Here is a 16,601-nt window from a genome sequence, read left to right as displayed (position 1 = left end):
TAAAATTATTGAATTTGGCCGCGTATCTCACCGTTTGGGTTGGCAGGCGTATGGACATTTACATAATGACCGCCTGAAGCTAAAACTGAGAAAATCTCAGCATTGATCATTAAGCCAGTGCTACTCATCCAGCGATTCATATCATCACTGTCTTGAACAAGAGGAGCTAACACAGGGCCATTTTCACCTGCTACGCCGGTATGAATATGGGCTGCACTTGCATCGCTTACACCCGATGTAAGTACTTGCAGCTCAACACTATAATCGTTTGTATTAACAAGTGCATAACCATCGCCAGATGCATCTGTTGTAACCGCTGGTACTTCTTGTTCACCACTTAGCGGGAAGGTTACAAACACATAGTTATCGGTAAGGATTTGACCGCGTAGTTCACCACTTGGGTTAGCAGGAGTATGTACATTTACGTAGTGGCCACCTGATGCAAGTACTGCAAAAATATCTGCATTAATCATGGTGTTTTCAGGTGTTTGCCATAGATTCATGTTATCGCTTGATTGTTCTAACGCGGCAAGTACGTCGCCATTGGTGCCTATACGACCTGTATGAATGTGCGCTGCAGTTGCATCACTCACACCCTCGGTTAAAGCTCTTAATTCTAGATGGTAATTATCCATATTAACTAATGCATAACCACTTCCTGATGCCATGGTATCGACCGCAGGTACTTCTTGCATACCACTAAGTGGGAAAGTAACAAGCTGATAGTTGTCTGTTAGTATCTGACCTCTAATTTCGCCACCCGTGTTAGCAGGTGTATGCACGTTAACGTAATGACCACCTGATGCAAGTACCTCAAAGATCTCAGCGTTGATCATGGTATTTGCTGGTGTCATCCACATGCCTGCGTTAGTTGTTGACTGCTCAAGTGCAACGAGCACATCGCCATTTGTGCCAATTCGGCCAGTGTGAATGTGCGCTCCTGTCGCGTCATCAACACCCATTGTGTTTACCACAAGTTCTAAAGCATAGTTATCCATGTTAATTAATGCATAACCTTCACCGCTTGCATCAGTTTCGACAGCAGGGACTTCTTGCTCGCCGCTTAGTTTAAAGCTCGTAAAGCCATAGTTACTAGTTAGGATTTGCCCGCGAAGCTCGCCGCCAGCATTATCAGGTGTATGAACATTGACATAGTGACCGCCAGAAGCAAGCACTGCAAAAATATCAGCATTGATTTGTGTATTACTTGGTGTCATCCAGACATTGCTATCATCCATTGATTGTTCAAGCGCCACTAATACATCGCCATTAGTCCCGATACGACCTGTGTGAATATGCGCAGCGCTCGCATCGTCCAAGCCTGACGTTACAACAGTAAGCTCTACGCTGTAGTCAGTAGTATCAACTAGGGCATAACCATCACCATCAGCCATGGTGCTCACCATGGGTACTTCTTGATTACCACTCAAGTCAAAGGTCGCAACTGCGTAGTTGTCTGTTAAGATTTGGCCGCGAATTTCGCCACCGGCAAATTCAGGCGTATGAACATTAACATAATGACCGCCGTCTAAAAGTACTGCCAGAGTGTCGCTGTCAATCATGGTGCCTTCTGGCACTACCCAGTCGGTCATTACTTCATCGTCTTGCTCTAAAGTCACGAATACATCACCATTTGAGCCTAATTTGCCGGTGTGGATGTGAGCAGCTGTTGCGTCATCAACACCTATTGTCACTGCGCGAAGTCGTAATTCTGTTGTGGCACTGTCATAAGATGCGTAGCCATAACCCATAGCATCACTGTCATTCATAGGAACTTGCTGATCGCCGTTTAAAACAAACGTGATGATGCTGGTTGTATCTGGCACAATTTGCGCACGAAGCTCACCGTTTGCATACTGTTCAGTATGAAGGTTAATGTACCAATCACCATCCATTAAATCAGCGATTAAACTTTCATCAAGGTCGGTGATTGCGACTTCATACATACCATCGGTAGTGGCTTCAAATGCAAAAGCAACATCGCCATTAGCGCCTAAATCGCCGTCGTGTATGTGTGCTGCGCTAAAACCTTCGACTGAGCTTGCATCAAGCGTTGCACGAAATTGCATTAAACTTTCGTCAAGCTCTACTGTTGCAGTCGCTGTTTGCATTGAATCATTCATTGGCACTTCTTGTTTGCCACTTAAAGTTACAGCATAGGTTTTACTTGGAGTGAATTCTTGAACTGGAGGAGGTGGCGGTGGTGTGATGACTTCTTTGTTATCATCGTCATCGCTACAAGCAGTTACCAGGAGTAGGCTGCTTAATAAGAGTATGTATTTCATCGTTCTTCCTTATATCTTTGTATGTTCGGACGTTACGACGTGTCCATTTCAATAAGGCTTACGGAAGATGTTTAAAATGCGATCAAAAAAGGTTGCATAAAAGTTAATTTTTAATTCTTTAGTATTGGTTTTTGGTGAAATTAAGAATTTAAACTTTTTAGCAATTATTTGAAAATGAATATTTCTAGCAGTTTGAATTAGAGATGTTTGGATTGTTAATGGGTACGAATTATGCATTAGATTTCTTTTCGAAAATTTCTTTGTTAAACGCCAATAAATAAACGATAGGAAAACTATGCAGCTAACTTCGTACACATCCTCATTCCTAAAAGAGCCATTATTAGATCAGCAAAATAAAAAATTGGCCCAGCAGAATAAAAATGAGCTAAACCCAGCAAGTGAAAAAGCAACAAACCTTCAAGGCTCTAAACAACAAGAAGCAGGCGTTGATTCTGATCCACAAGCAGAAGCTCAGTCAAAGACATCACAAACACAACAAGAGCTAGTAGTAAAAATAAAGGAATTACAAAATAAGATTAATAGTTTAAAAAGCAACAAAGACCTAGCTCCAGAACAACGAGAAAGTGAGTTACTAGAGCTTAATAAACAACTTGATGAAGAAATAAATACAGTCCAGCTTGCCGTAAAAAGTAATGTTTCTACGATGATAAACTCTTTGTTTGCTCCTAATTCTAGTAATCACTCTGGTATGCTGTTTAACAATAAAGCGTAAAAGCGTAAGTTTAAGGCAAAGCGCTTGTTCGCAGTTACTTTGCCAATTGCATATTTATAAGTCCGCTAAATTACATACTTTATAAGTGAGTAGATGAAAATACACATAAAAGTAAATAGGAAGAACCATTTTATGTGAACTGTTATTGGTGACCCGCGTTTGGCTGTTCTTATCATAGTGACTGGGTAATCATACTCAACAAGTGTCTTGAAGAGTTCAGGATGTTCTAAGCTCCAGTCATTTAAAGGTATTGAATCACCATAGCGAGTTTTAAAAATAACAGAAAATAGATAGGCACGCCTTGGTTGTGGGTCGTTAATATCGTAGCCGCTTTTGGTGCGTGTAAAATTCCATACGGCCTCAACATTTAGTAAATCTTCTCTTTTAATTGTTCGTGGTTTTCTGTCATCGAATAAAAGTGCGGGCAGGTAAACCTGTTCTTGGTTTATTTTAATTTCGCACAACGGGGATTCATGAATGAAGTAACGCTTATTGGCAATAAACATCTGAATTAAAAAGTAACTGAGATAAGTAATGATCACAGCGGCAATTGCACCTGAACCGGATTGTGTTTTCCAAACAAGGAGGCATGCAATGATGAATATAGCACCAGTGATTAACTTTGCTTTGAATTTCTGCGCTTTAGGTAAAGGGGCTGCGCATCTCAAGATAGGTATTTCAGGTTGCACTTTCGTTTTTATGAAAGTCTGAAAAAAGATGGAGTTAAAGTTCTCACGAGTTAATTCAACTGTAGGCGCTTCCATGTGTCCTCGGTTAAAGATTAAGTGTTGGATAAAAATAGTAAAAGCAGTGCTTTATTACCAACTAAAGGGTTCGTTTTGTTGTTTTATTAAAAATGACTTATTTATCAAAACTAATTACATGAAATCTAGCATGCATTTCAATCTAAAGAATAGCTTATAGCTAGAGCGAAACAATACCTAAAAAGTTAAAAATTTTTTCTTTACTCGCCTTGATCTAACTGCCCAAATCATAAGGGAAAATTTTTAGCTGTGTGCCATTTTGGAAATTTCGGTATAAAAGTTATGCAAATATTGCCTATAACACTATTGCGAACTATTACTGTTTAGATTAATATACTGACCATCAAGAGAAATGAGAGTGGTTTGCATTCATGTATATCTGTTTATGTCATGGTGTGACTGATAAAAAAATCGAACAAACAATTGATGATGGCGCAATGACAATGCGTGAGTTATCAAAAGAACTGCAAGTGGGTAGCCAGTGCGGCAAGTGTTGTGGTTGTTGTAAAAAAATTCTTAATCGCAAACTGATCGAGATTGCAGATATTACTGAGCAAGTAGCGTAATTACTTGCTCTTAAGCTTGCTTGCTTAACTATTTTTCCTTCGTTTAATTCTTCTAATTTATCCGCTTACTTACGAGTTTTTATTTGCTTTTAACCCCTTCATTTATTAGGGTTATAACAAAGCAGATACGTGTATCACACGGTCATTGGTAGGAAGCCATGATAATAGACTCTTCAAAATCACTTTTTTGTGTAGTACTTATTTTAATCACTGCGGGCTGTGCGCAGCTACCTTCACGAGAGTCCATTCAACCTAGCTATGCCATTGCAGCAGATACACCCAGCACCATAGGAGATGCAGTGGGTAATAATCATCCTGGGTTATCAGGGTTTTATCCTTTAGCAGATGGGGTCGATGCCTTTGTAGCTAGGCTAGCACTCATTGATTCTGCCGAGCACACCATTGATGTGCAGTACTATTTATACCACAGGCAGCAAACTACCATTTTATTTACGGCCTTTTTGTTAAAAGCCGCAGATAGAGGGGTAAGAATTCGCTTGCTGCTCGATGACTTGTCACAAGCTGACAGTGAGCTTGATTTAGCTGCACTGGCTGTTCACCCTAATATTGAAGTTCGATTATTTAATCCATTTCCTAACCGTCGTTTTAGAGCGCTTGGTTTTGTTACCAACTTTAGCCAGCTTTCTAGACGTATGCATAACAAGAGTTTTATTGTTGATAATCGAATTTTTATCACCGGTGGGCGCAACATAGGTAATGCGTATTTCTCGGCTGAAGATCACTCTGAATTTATTGATTTAGATGTTATGAGTGTTGGCGAGATTGTGCCTGAGGCATCAAAGGCATTTGATTTATATTGGAATCATCAGCTGTCTTTCCCTGTTGAAGACTTGCACGGTGAGCGTGATGAGCAATCACTTATTGATATCACTAAAACCTTATCGACCTATGTTGAGCAAAATCAGCAGAGTAATTACGTTGAGCAATTACGCGAAAGCGCCTTTGTAAAACGCTTATTGCACGATGAAATAGAATTCGATTGGCAAAAGTCTGTGTTGTTTTATGATCATCCCGATAAGGTGATGAACGACGTCAGTGAAAAATCGGCCAATATGTCGCCAATGTTATTTAAAGAAATGGGCGAGCCAAAACAAAAAGCAATTATTGTGTCGCCGTATTTTATTCCCCGTGAGCAGGGCGTTAAATTGCTAACAAACTGGGCTCAGCAGGGCGTTGATGTCACTGTACTCACTAATTCTTTAGCTGCTACCGATGTATCTGCGGTGCATGCTGGTTACAAAAAGTACCGAGAAGATCTTATAAAGGGTGGGGTTAAGCTGTGGGAGTTAAAACCCAGTGACTTAATGGCCATTAAGCGCAAAGCGGGACGTAAAGTAACCGGGTCATCACAGGCAAGTTTGCACGCAAAAACCATGACCTTTGATGATGAAAAGATTTTTGTCGGTACCATGAACCTCGACCCTCGCTCAATTGATTTAAATACCGAGATGGGTGTATTAATCGAAAGCAAAAAGCTTAGCCGCTTTTTGGCCCATTGGGTTGATAATCAAATGCCCGAATATGCTTGGAAAGTCGAGCTTAAAGAGGATGATTTAGTTTGGCTCGACACAGTGAGTAATGAGCAGTTTGATGAAGAACCACAAACTTCTTCTTGGCGACGTTTTCAAGTATGGTTTATTTCGTTATTCCCCATCGAAGATGAGCTTTAAGCCATTCCTTCAGTATTTATACCTAAGCCCAACTTTTTAGTTGGGCTTTTTGTTATCAGCCTTTAGTTGTTAACCATTTCGGGATAAAAAAAGGTATTTGAGCGTACACGTGTAAACCCAATATATTCAAGTGCTTAGCATGCAAAGAAAAAATAAATATAAAAAAATGTTAAAAAAACTGGTTGGACCAATTGATCTATTGTTCATTTTATGACGTAATGTAGGTATTACTATCTGGTCGGATGAGTTTATTATGAGCTTACGTACAAAATTAAAAAAAGTATTACCTAGTATTTCAATTACAGAACAAGAAGCGTTAGATGCGGGTGATGTTTGGTTAGAAGGTTCAATCTACCAAGGTAAACCTGATTTCGATGCACTTCGTGACGTGCCTGCAGCTAAGCTAAGCACTGAAGAGCAAGCATTCTTAGATGGCCCAGTGAAAGAATTATTATCAATGATTGATGATTCTGAAATTCAAAACGGTGTTCATCTTCCTGACTACATTCTTGATTTTTTGAAAAAAGAGCGTTTTTTCTCGCTTATCATTCCTAAATCATTCGGCGGTTTAGAATTCAGCCCTTATGCAAACTCTACAATCGTTGCGACTATCGCGACGAAGAGTTCTGCGGTTGCGGTAACCGTGATGGTTCCTAACTCATTAGGCCCAGGTGAGTTATTGCTTCACTTTGGTACAAAAGAGCAACAAGATCACTACTTACCACGTCTTGCAAATGGTCGTGATATTCCTTGTTTCGCACTAACTAGCCCAGAAGCGGGTTCGGATGCGGGTGGCATTCCAGATATTGGTGTTGTTAAACGTGGTCAGTTCAATGGCGAAGAAGTGTTAGGTTTAGAAATTACCTGGGACAAACGTTACATCACACTTGCGCCAATTGCGACAGTATTAGGTTTAGCATTCAAAGTAGTTGACCCTGATGGTTTACTAGGTGGCAAAGAAAACCTAGGTATTACCTGTGCGCTTATCCCTAAAGATCACCCAGGTGTTGAACTTGGTAATCGTCATGATCCTATGGGTATCCGTTTTTATAATGGTACGACACGCGGTGAAAAAGTATTTGTACCAATGGACTTCATCATTGGTGGTCAAAAGAACATCGGTCGTGGCTGGCAAATGCTGGTTAGCTGTTTAGGTGCAGGTCGTGGTATTTCGTTACCGGCGCTTGGTGTTAGTTCATCACAAGTAGCATTTAAAGGTGCTTCAGAGTACGCAGCAGTACGCGAGCAGTTTGGTCTTGCGATTGGTCAATTCGAAGGTATCCAAGAGAAGCTTGCTGATATCGCAGGTAAAACTTACCTTCAAGAAGCAATGCGTGTATTAACAACAGAAGGTTTAGGCATGGGCTTAAAACCATCTGTAGTCACTGCAATTGCTAAATACCATATGACAGAAATTGGTCGTAACGTGCTTGATTCAGCAATGGATATACAAGCAGGTAAAGCGATTCAAAATGGTCCACAAAATACATTAGCAAGTGGTTATGTTGCACAACCAATCGCAATCACGGTTGAAGGTGCAAACATTCTTACTCGTAACTTAATGATTTTTGGTCAAGGTGTAATGCGTTGTCATCCTTATCTACAATCTATGGTTGAGTCTATCCACAGCGAAGACAAAAATGCAGATAAAGAATTCAATAGCATTTTACGTAAAACAGTAGGCTACAGCGTAGCTAACAGCTTACGAGCTTTCCGTTTAGGTGTATTACCGTTTACTGCGGGTGCTAAATCGTCACTACCCGAAGTACGTGAATACGAAAAAGCAGCGCACAAACTATCTGCAAAACTTGCAGTTTATGCTGACTTCTCGTTATTGGTACTTGGCGGCAAACTTAAACAAGCAGAAATGTTATCTGCACGTTTAGGTGACGTAATGAGCTTCTTATATGCTGCCATGGCATCGATTAAATACTACGAGCAAAAAGTAGCAAGCAGTGAACGTGAGCAAGCTGCGCCTTACTTCCACTATGCGACTCGCTTTGCACTACAAAGCGCTGAAGAAGCATTGCATAAGTTCTTAGATAACTTCCCTGCAAGTGGTACTCGTAAGTTTATGCGTTTCATTACTATGAACTATTCAATGAAGATGCCTAAGATCAGCGATGATTTAATTCGTGAACTTGCAACTCAAGCGCAAATGGATACCGCATTTAAAGCGCAAATCACTCACTTGGTTAATCCAATTGAAGGTGATGGTCATTACATTAATGAGCAAGCGTATAAAGCGAAAATGGCGTGTCTTGATTTACTTAAGAAAGTTAAAAAAGCACTGCGTGCTAAAACTATTAAGCCGGGCGTTCGTTTTGCAGAAACGCTTGATAATGCACTAGTTGCAAGTGTTATCAACGAAGAAGAGTACGCAAAACTGATTGATTACAACAAGAAACGTGAAAAAGCGATTCGTGTTGATGAGTTTGACTTTGATATGAACTTACTGGATGACAATGCAAAGCCAGTAAACCCACTTAAAAGTGTGGTAAACGAGTAATTCAACAATGCAAGTCCTGAGCAGTATTAGGACTTTATCTTCGAAAACCCGTGTTTAGCACGGGTTTTTTATTGCCTATAGGCCGTTGTGCCAGTAGCTAATTTCACCTACCATTGCCATCAGTTTATATAAATTACAGAGCGTTATGGATCTTAGGCAATTTGTTACATCTCACTTTTCAAACATTACAGGTTTGCAGCAAGCGGCATCAGTATGGAGCGGTTGCGGTGAGATTATTCGTTGCCAAATGGATGGTACTGCTGCGGTAATTAAAGCGATTGAAGTGCCTAGCCAGATCAATCATAGTCGTATAAAACAAAGTGATTTTGCGCTTGCCAGAAAGCGCCAATCTTACTTAGTCGAATTTAATTGGTATCGGCGTTACGCTAAGCAATTACCCCATGAAGCTGCGGCTATCCACTGCATTGAGGCAATACAAGAGGGCAGTAAGCAAGCGCTGTTATTTAGTGATTTCAGTGCACTTGGCTACCAGCAAGCAAGTGCTACACACAGCGACATTCAAGCAATTATAAACTGGCTTGCACATTTTCATGCTTTTCATTTAGCAAGCTCTGCTGGTGGACTTTGGCCGCGAGGTAGTTACTGGCATTTAGCAACGCGGCCTGATGAGCTACAGCGTATGAGCGATTTAAGCTTAAAAGCGCAGGCACACGCTATTGATACTGCGTTGAGTGAGTCACCTTACCAAACGTTAATTCATGGTGATGCTAAGCTTGCCAATTTTGCTATTTTGCCACAAAACCAGCACGTTCTTGGCTATGATTTTCAATACGTTGGCAAGGGAATTGGGGTGATTGATGTGATGTACTTTTTAGGTAGTTGTTTAGATGATGCAGCATTAAAATCAGTTGCAGATGACTATTTAAATCGCTATTTTGATACCTTCACACAAGCACTAAAGCGCTATCAACCGAGTGTCAATCCTGCGCATGTCGTTAGCAGTTGGCAAGCGCTTTGGTGTTACGCATGGAGCGATTTTTATCGCTTTTTAGCAGGTTGGAGCCCTGATCATGCAAAAATAAACGGCTACATGCAGCAGCAATTTGTAACGTATTTAGAAATAAAGGATTAACAATGAATAAGCCAATGCGATTTGCCATTATCGGCTGTGGTGCAGTAACCGAACTGAAAAGCGGCCCTGCTTATCAACAAGCAGAAGGTATTGCGCTTATTGGGGTGACACGCCGCGACCTTGAAAAAGCCCATGATTACGCTAAACGCCATAATGTTGCAAAGGTGTTCGCATCGCCAAGCGAACTAATTAACGATAACAGTGTTGATGCAGTATATATTGCCACGCCGCCAGATAGCCATAAAGCGTATGCTCTTGAGGTTGCAGCGGCAGGTAAACCTTGCTGTATTGAAAAGCCGCTGGCACCGAGTTATCAAGATAGCCTTGACATTGTCGCAGCGTTTAAAGAGGCAAAACAGCCGCTATTTGTGGCTTATTATCGCCGTTCGTTACCGCGCTTTAATCAAGTTAAACAGTTACTAGAACAAGGTGTTATTGGTAAGCCTCGTCATGTTAGTTGGCATTTAAGTAAAGCTCCTAACGCCCTTGATTTATCGGGTGAGTATAACTGGCGCACAGATCAAAACGTGGCACGAGGTGGTTACTTTGACGATTTAGCCAGCCATGGCCTTGATTTACTTGCCTACCTTTTAGGTGATTTTAATAAGGTGCATGGTTTATGTGCCAATCAACGAGGCTTATATTCTGCATTTGATGCTATTACTGCGCACTGGCAGCATCAATCTGGCGTTACCGGCACTGGGAGCTGGAACTTTGCTTCAGCGAATCGTTTTGATGATGTGATGATTTATGGCAGTGAAGGCGAGCTTAGCTTTAGTGTTTTTGATGAAAAGCCGATTGTGCTTAACAACGCACAGGGCAAACAACAGTTCATAGTTGATAACCCTGCACATATTCAAAAATATCATGTTGAAAACATTGCAAACTATTTTCATGCTCAGCAGCCACACCCATCCACCGGTGAAACCGCACTACATACAAGCTGGGTTATGGAACAGATTTTATCGGCTTAGTGCTCAAACGCTGCATTGAAGGCATTTACAATTTGGGTGTTTTCACCTTCATGAAATAGTGCCATTAGCCGCTCACTAATTAAAGTGCGTATCTTTTCGGTTTTAAGCGCTTTGTCGAACAGCGCGACTGCTTGTTTGCCGACCTCTGTTGGTGAACAAGCAATATAACCAAACATCGCGACTTTTTCTGGCTTAAGGCTGATATAGCGAATACTACTTAGATCCTGTGCTCGTTTATAACGGTTACTAAATATAGTTTGATATTCTAAAACGGCATCAATTTTATTTTGAAATAACATTTGTCCGAGCCTTGGTGCATTTCTTGCCCCATCGAGTATGAAAAAATGCTCATCATTTAAACGTACAAATTGATCAATCTCTTCTGAGTATGACCGACCTTTAACTATGCCTATTGTTAAATCGTAATGAAAAATAGCTTGCACTAGTGTGATTGAGTCTGGAATGGTGGGCTTATTAAATACCACTAGCTTATTAGGGGGAAAAGCCATTATTGGGTATTGGCTGAACACAGCATGGGCCTCGCGCTCAGGGTTTTTTAATTTATTGTACAAGCAAGCATTATTCATTTTGCTTAATTGCTGCCATTCTCTTAACCGGCTTGCAGGTATAAAGCGCAGGCTGATTTCATCGTCTAGCTCAGTTGCAGCAGCAAGTAAGAACTTGGTGGCTTCATTTTTTGGATTACCACCATCTTGCGGAACAAAATCAGCCATAACTTGAATATCGAGTGTTTCACTGTGGGTAGGTAGGCAAAAGCTACAAAGTAGTATCGAAGTAAGGATAAACGTTTTCATTACTGCAGGGCCAAAAATAAATAAAGTGTTAAAGATTGCCGATACGTGTTGTTGCAAAAAAATTAATATTTGCAATGTCCTGTATGATTTTAGACCAGAACAAGAAATTAATGCAGTGAGTGTGCATTTTTTGCAGTCGAGAAGACTATTTTGCGCTAAAATAGGCGTAATTTATTTCATTTAGGTTCTACTTATGTCTATCCATGTAATTACTCATCCGTTAGTTCAACACAAACTTGGCCTTATGCGCGCACAAGGTATTAGCACAAAAAGTTTCCGTGAGCTTTCGTCTGAAGTAGGTACCTTGCTTACTTACGAAGCAACAAAAAACCTACCATTAGAAAGCGTGCAAATCACAGGGTGGGATGGTTCAACTTTAGATGTAGAGCATATTAAAGGAAAAAAAATTACTGTTGTGCCTATTCTTCGCGCCGGTCTTGGCATGATGGATGGCGTAATGCAATTATTACCTGCTGCAAAAGTAAGTGTGGTAGGTCTTCAGCGCAATGAAGAAACACTTGAACCAGTGCCTTATTTTGAAAAACTAGTTGGCAAAATTGATGAGCGTTTAAGTCTTGTTATTGACCCAATGCTGGCAACGGGCGGCTCAATGATCGCAACTATCGATATGCTGAAAAAAGCAGGCTGTAAAGATATTAAAGTGATTGTATTAGTGGCTGCACCAGAAGGCGTAGAAAAAACCCTTGCAGCGCACCCAGATGTTGAAATTTTCACAGCATCTTTAGACAGTCACTTAAACGAAAAAGGATATATTATTCCAGGCTTAGGAGATGCCGGTGATAAGATTTTTGGCACAGTGTAAGGCGCTCACGTGGAAAATCATCAAACATTTTCGTTAAAAACCATTCTAACAGGCGCGCAAATGCTGTTTGTAGCATTTGGTGCATTGGTACTTGTGCCGTTACTGACAGGCCTTGACCCAAATGTGGCTTTATTTACCGCAGGCTTAGGAACGTTACTGTTTCATTTGGTTACCAAAGGCCAAGTTCCTATCTTTTTAGCATCGTCTTTTGCTTTTATTGCACCCATTATCGCCTCAGTACAAATGTGGGGCATTCCTGCAACAATGGGTGGTTTAATGGTGGCAGGCTTTTGCTATTTTGCGCTTAGCTTGATTGTAAAGTTTAAAGGCGTAAATGCTCTGCATAAAGTGTTACCGCCTGTGGTTGTTGGCCCAGTTATTATGGTGATAGGTTTAGCCTTAGCGCCGGTTGCCGTGAATATGGCAATGGGTAAAGCTGGTGATGGCAGTGCGCAATTAGTTCCTTATGCGCAAGCTATTTGGGTTTCAGGTTTATCATTACTGGTTACGTTAATTTTTGCTGTTTGGGGCAAAGGTGTATTTAAACTTATCCCTATTCTCGCTGGCGTTATTGCAGGTTACCTTGCTTCGTTATTTATAGGTATTGTTGAATTTAGTGCGGTTACTCAAGCAAACTGGTTTGCTGTGCCGGCATTTACTTATCCTGAGTTTAAGTGGCAAGCTATTTTGTTTATGGTACCTGTGGCAATTGCTCCGGCCATTGAACATATTGGTGACATGATGGCAATTAGCCAAGTAACAGGTAAAGACTATTTAAAGAAACCGGGTTTACATCGCACTTTACTCGGTGATGGCTTAGCAACCTCTGCGGCATCGGTTTTTGGTGGTCCACCTAATACTACTTACTCTGAAGTAACAGGTGCGGTTATGCTTACGCGTAACTTCAACCCTCGAGTGATGCTTTGGACTGCAATCATCGCAATTGTGCTCGCGTTTGTGGCAAAAATGGGCGCGGGATTACAAACTATTCCGGTTCCTGTGATGGGTGGCATCATGATTTTACTATTTGGTTCTATTGCTGTTGTTGGTTTAAATACCTTAGTAAAATCAGGTGAGGACCTTACTGCGCCTCGTAACCTGACTATAATCGCACTGATTTTAGTGTTTGGAATCGGTGGTATGCATATTGGTGGTGACGAGTTTAGTTTGCAGGGTGTGAGCTTATGCGCAATTTTGGGGATTATCTTAAATGCTGTCCTCCCCAAAGCAGTGCAACAAGCTGATTAGAACTGAATAACTGCTGGAATATTGCACCAAAAAAGCGCATTAAATATGCGCTTTTTTTGTAACTATATAAAAAATAAGGAATTATAAAACTGGTCTACTAACTGCATTTATCTCTATGTCATACTGGTAGGAGCGATTATGCAAGAGGCAAATGTTGTGGATATTACCCCGTTTTTAGCGAAGCATCAGTTACCACTCAAGTATCAATACTTAAGTGAGCAGTTTTTTATACCCCTCGCGCACGATATCTTAAGCGCAAAAATGACCGGCCAACCTATGTTGGTGGCTATCAACGGCTGCCAAGGTTCAGGTAAAACAACTCTCGCTGATTTTTTAGTGACTTGGGTTAATAGTAATACCGAATTTAATAGCGTGTCATTATCAATCGATGACTTTTATTTAAGCCGTGATGCACGCAATGAGCTTGCTATAGATGTTCATCCTTTGTTTGCGAGTCGTGGGGTACCGGGTACGCATGATACGCAATTAATGGAACAAACCTTATCGGCTTTGTTGGCAGGTAAAATGGATGTGCCACTACCTCAATTTGACAAGCTAACCGATGATCCTGTGCCACAATCGCAGTGGCCTAGTAACCAAAAACCGATTGATATCGTGTTTTTTGAAGGCTGGTGTGTAGCCAGTACACCGCAGCAACCTTATCAACTACAAACTCCAGTTAATGAATTAGAGCAACTAGAAGATGCCGACGGCATTTGGCGTCGCTGCGTAAATAGTTGCTTAGCGAATGAATATCAAAATGTATTCGCAATGGCCGATTACACCATTATGTTAAAAGCGCCTTCATTTGAAGATGTGTATGCTTGGCGGTTAGAGCAGGAGCATAAGTTAATCGCCAAAAAAGGCGAAGGGCAGGGTACTTTTGATGAACAGAGTTTAAAACGTTTTATCTCTCATTTTGAGCGTATTACGCGTGAAAATTTAGCAACCCTCGCGCAGAGTGTAGATGCTTTATTATTGCTCGACACAGAGCGTGACATCACTAAGATGGAACTACTCGCTGACCAAATTGCTCAGCCACTTATTTTTACTGACTTAGACGGCACATTGCTCGATCACGATAGCTACGAATGTGAGGTGATCAAACCATTTTTGGCAAAGTTGAATGATACCGGTGTCAATGTCATTTTTAATACCAGCAAAACCTTTGCTGAAGTCACTGATATTCAAAACGGTTTGGCTCATCATCAACCTTTTATTGTTGAAAATGGCGCGGCTGTTTACATCCCGAAAGACTATTTTAAAGTAAAGCCGATTGGCTGTGATGAATATCAAGGTTATTGGCGCTTTGCTATGACACAAAGTACCGATAAATTGCATGAAGATCTTAAACGATATGCGAGTGATTATAGTCATTGTGTACGCTTATTTAGTCAATTTAGTGCACAAGAAATAGCCAAATTAACAGGGCTACCCGTCGATAAAAGTGAACTGGCTTTACAAAGACAGTACTCAGATCCGGTTTGTTTCTCGGGCAGCGATGAAGAAAAACAAGGCCTGATAGATGCAATGAGCCAAGCTGGCTACGAAGTGCTTGTTGGCGGGCGTTTTATCCATTTAACCAAAGGTAACAACAAAGGGCTTGCACAAAAGTGGCTGTTAAATCAGTTTAAAAAAGCCTATCGCAATCCATTTACTGTGATTGCCCTTGGCGACAGTCAAAACGATGTAGCCATGCTAAAGGCGGCCGATACCGCCATATTAATCAATAACCCTGGCAGCCAAGTTCAATCACAAATACTACAAAAAGCCTGGCAGCTCAGCGAAAAACCAGCCCCTGCGGGTTGGGTTCAAGAAGTTTCTGCGTTAACTATCATCAAAGCGCGTTTTGCAGCAAAACAGGAGCAATCTCATGGCTGATTTCTATCAAAATGGCATTATCACTACGCTACACAATATTGCTGATCGCCCAGTAGAAGAACTAGAAAAAGAGTTGTTGGGCTTTTCTAAACAACGCCCAATGGGCCTTATATTACCCTCGCTTTACAGTGAGTTAGAAGGGCCAGCTTTGCAAAATATTATTGCTGAGCTGAAACATGTGCCTTACTTATCGCAAATAACCATTGGCCTTGATCGCGCCGACGAAAGCCAATATCGCCATGCACTGCAGTTTTTTGCAGAGCTTGATCAACACCATAAGGTACTTTGGAATGATGGCCCGCGTCTACAAGCCCTTGATAAAGAACTTCAAAAGTTAGGTGTTGCGCCACGAGAATTAGGTAAAGGCCGTAATGTTTGGTATTGCATGGGTTATAAACTCGCCACCTCAAAAGTGGAATCAATTGCATTACATGACTGTGATATATTGACATACGATAGAGCACTTTTAGCTCGCTTGATTTACCCTGTTGCTCATCCTCGTTTTAACTATGAGTTTTGTAAAGGGTTTTACCCTCGCACTGCAGAAGGCAAAATCAATGGCCGTGTATCTCGTTTATTAGTTACGCCATTACTGCGTTCATTTAAAACGATCTTGGGCAGTAGTGATTATCTAGAGTATATGGATTCGTTTCGATATCCATTAGCTGGAGAGTTTTCATTCCGTCGCGATGTACTCAACGATATCCGTATTCCAAGTGACTGGGGCTTAGAAATTGGCGTGTTATCAGAGATGTATCGCAATTACTCGCATAATCGTTTATGTCAGGTTGATATTGCTGATAACTATGACCATAAACATCAAGACTTATCACTAGGCAATCAAGCTGCGGGCTTGTCGAAAATGTCGATTGATATAACTAAAGCTCTATTCAGAAAGCTGGCTACTCAAGGGGTTACTTTTACGAGCGAAACAATTCGTTCATTAAAAGCAACGTATTATCGTATCGCCCTCGACTTTATTGAAACATATCACAATGATGCGCTTATGAATGGTTTAACATTGGATATTCACCAAGAAGAGAAAGCCGTTGAAATGTTTGCACAAAATATTATGAATGCGGGTCAGCATTTTCTAGAAAACCCAATGGAAGCACCATTTGTGCCGAGTTGGAACAGAGTAGCCTCGGCAATGCCAGATGTATTTTCTCGCTTAGAAGAAGCCGTAGAGCTTGATAACAAAGAATATATTTAACGGGGA

At 41.0% G+C, this 16,601-nt stretch carries 13 protein-coding genes; 10 read left to right on the top strand and 3 right to left on the bottom strand.

What is annotated here, in order from left to right:
• Nucleotides 1-5: 5 nt before the first annotated feature.
• Nucleotides 6-2,285 carry a CHRD domain-containing protein gene (locus J8Z25_RS17750; protein WP_250662235.1) on the bottom strand — a complete coding sequence of 760 codons (2,280 nt, stop codon included), beginning with the start codon at nucleotides 2,283-2,285 and terminating at the stop codon, nucleotides 6-8.
• Nucleotides 2,286-2,580: 295 nt separating this feature from the next.
• Here J8Z25_RS17750 and J8Z25_RS17745 point away from each other — a divergent pair, with 295 nt between their 5' ends.
• The gene (locus J8Z25_RS17745) at nucleotides 2,581-3,018 is read left to right on the top strand and encodes a hypothetical protein (RefSeq protein WP_250662234.1); all 438 of its coding nucleotides are present in this window, start codon (nucleotides 2,581-2,583) and stop codon (nucleotides 3,016-3,018) included.
• A 65-nt stretch (nucleotides 3,019-3,083) separates the two neighbouring features.
• Here J8Z25_RS17745 and J8Z25_RS17740 read toward each other — a convergent pair whose 3' ends face one another.
• A complete protein-coding gene (locus J8Z25_RS17740; RefSeq protein ID WP_250662233.1) occupies nucleotides 3,084-3,782 on the bottom strand; it encodes a hypothetical protein in 699 nt (232 codons plus the stop codon).
• 371 nt (nucleotides 3,783-4,153) lie between these two features.
• On the opposite strand from J8Z25_RS17740, the gene J8Z25_RS17735 reads away from it, so the two are divergent.
• From J8Z25_RS17735 to J8Z25_RS17715, 5 genes are all read left to right on the top strand, one after another.
• The gene (locus tag J8Z25_RS17735) at nucleotides 4,154-4,348 is read left to right on the top strand and encodes a (2Fe-2S)-binding protein (protein ID WP_105181791.1); all 195 of its coding nucleotides are present in this window, start codon (nucleotides 4,154-4,156) and stop codon (nucleotides 4,346-4,348) included.
• A gap of 158 nt (nucleotides 4,349-4,506) precedes the next feature.
• Nucleotides 4,507-6,039: a phospholipase D family protein gene (locus tag J8Z25_RS17730; protein WP_130052738.1), complete on the top strand. Its 1,533-nt coding sequence runs from the start codon at nucleotides 4,507-4,509 to the stop codon at nucleotides 6,037-6,039.
• A gap of 253 nt (nucleotides 6,040-6,292) precedes the next feature.
• On the top strand, nucleotides 6,293-8,548 hold the full coding sequence (locus tag J8Z25_RS17725) for an acyl-CoA dehydrogenase (protein WP_130052737.1): 2,256 nt from the start codon (nucleotides 6,293-6,295) through the stop codon (nucleotides 8,546-8,548).
• Nucleotides 8,549-8,693: 145 nt separating this feature from the next.
• Nucleotides 8,694-9,641 (top strand): phosphotransferase, encoded by a 948-nt coding sequence (locus J8Z25_RS17720; RefSeq protein ID WP_250662232.1) that lies wholly within the window; start codon nucleotides 8,694-8,696, stop codon nucleotides 9,639-9,641.
• Nucleotides 9,642-9,643: 2 nt separating this feature from the next.
• Nucleotides 9,644-10,615, top strand: coding sequence for a Gfo/Idh/MocA family protein (locus J8Z25_RS17715; protein ID WP_250662231.1), 972 nt, complete (start codon nucleotides 9,644-9,646; stop codon nucleotides 10,613-10,615).
• Here J8Z25_RS17715 and J8Z25_RS17710 read toward each other — a convergent pair.
• Nucleotides 10,612-11,430, bottom strand: a complete 819-nt coding sequence (locus tag J8Z25_RS17710; RefSeq protein WP_250662230.1) for a hypothetical protein — start codon at nucleotides 11,428-11,430, stop codon at nucleotides 10,612-10,614. The two genes, J8Z25_RS17715 and J8Z25_RS17710, sit on opposite strands and share 4 nt — an antisense overlap.
• A 193-nt stretch (nucleotides 11,431-11,623) precedes the next feature.
• Between J8Z25_RS17710 and upp the strand changes: the two genes are divergently transcribed.
• The 4 genes from upp (at nucleotide 11,624) to J8Z25_RS17690 (ending at nucleotide 16,595) form a co-directional block, all read left to right on the top strand.
• Nucleotides 11,624-12,253, top strand: coding sequence for a uracil phosphoribosyltransferase (gene upp, locus J8Z25_RS17705; RefSeq protein WP_130052733.1), 630 nt, complete (start codon nucleotides 11,624-11,626; stop codon nucleotides 12,251-12,253).
• A gap of 9 nt (nucleotides 12,254-12,262) precedes the next feature.
• Nucleotides 12,263-13,501 (top strand): uracil-xanthine permease family protein, encoded by a 1,239-nt coding sequence (locus J8Z25_RS17700; protein WP_250662229.1) that lies wholly within the window; start codon nucleotides 12,263-12,265, stop codon nucleotides 13,499-13,501.
• Between the two features lie 138 nt (nucleotides 13,502-13,639).
• Nucleotides 13,640-15,382: an HAD-IIB family hydrolase gene (locus J8Z25_RS17695; protein ID WP_250662228.1), complete on the top strand. Its 1,743-nt coding sequence runs from the start codon at nucleotides 13,640-13,642 to the stop codon at nucleotides 15,380-15,382.
• Nucleotides 15,375-16,595, top strand: a complete 1,221-nt coding sequence (locus tag J8Z25_RS17690) for a glycosyltransferase family protein (protein ID WP_250662227.1) — start codon at nucleotides 15,375-15,377, stop codon at nucleotides 16,593-16,595. Before J8Z25_RS17695 ends, J8Z25_RS17690 begins: the two co-directional genes overlap by 8 nt.
• Nucleotides 16,596-16,601 lie beyond the last annotated feature (6 nt).

Source organism: Pseudoalteromonas sp. SCSIO 43101, assembly GCF_023650775.1.
In the GTDB taxonomy this organism is placed as follows: Bacteria; Pseudomonadota; Gammaproteobacteria; order Enterobacterales; family Alteromonadaceae; genus Pseudoalteromonas; species Pseudoalteromonas apostichopi.
This window is presented reverse-complemented; position numbering and strand designations above follow the sequence as displayed.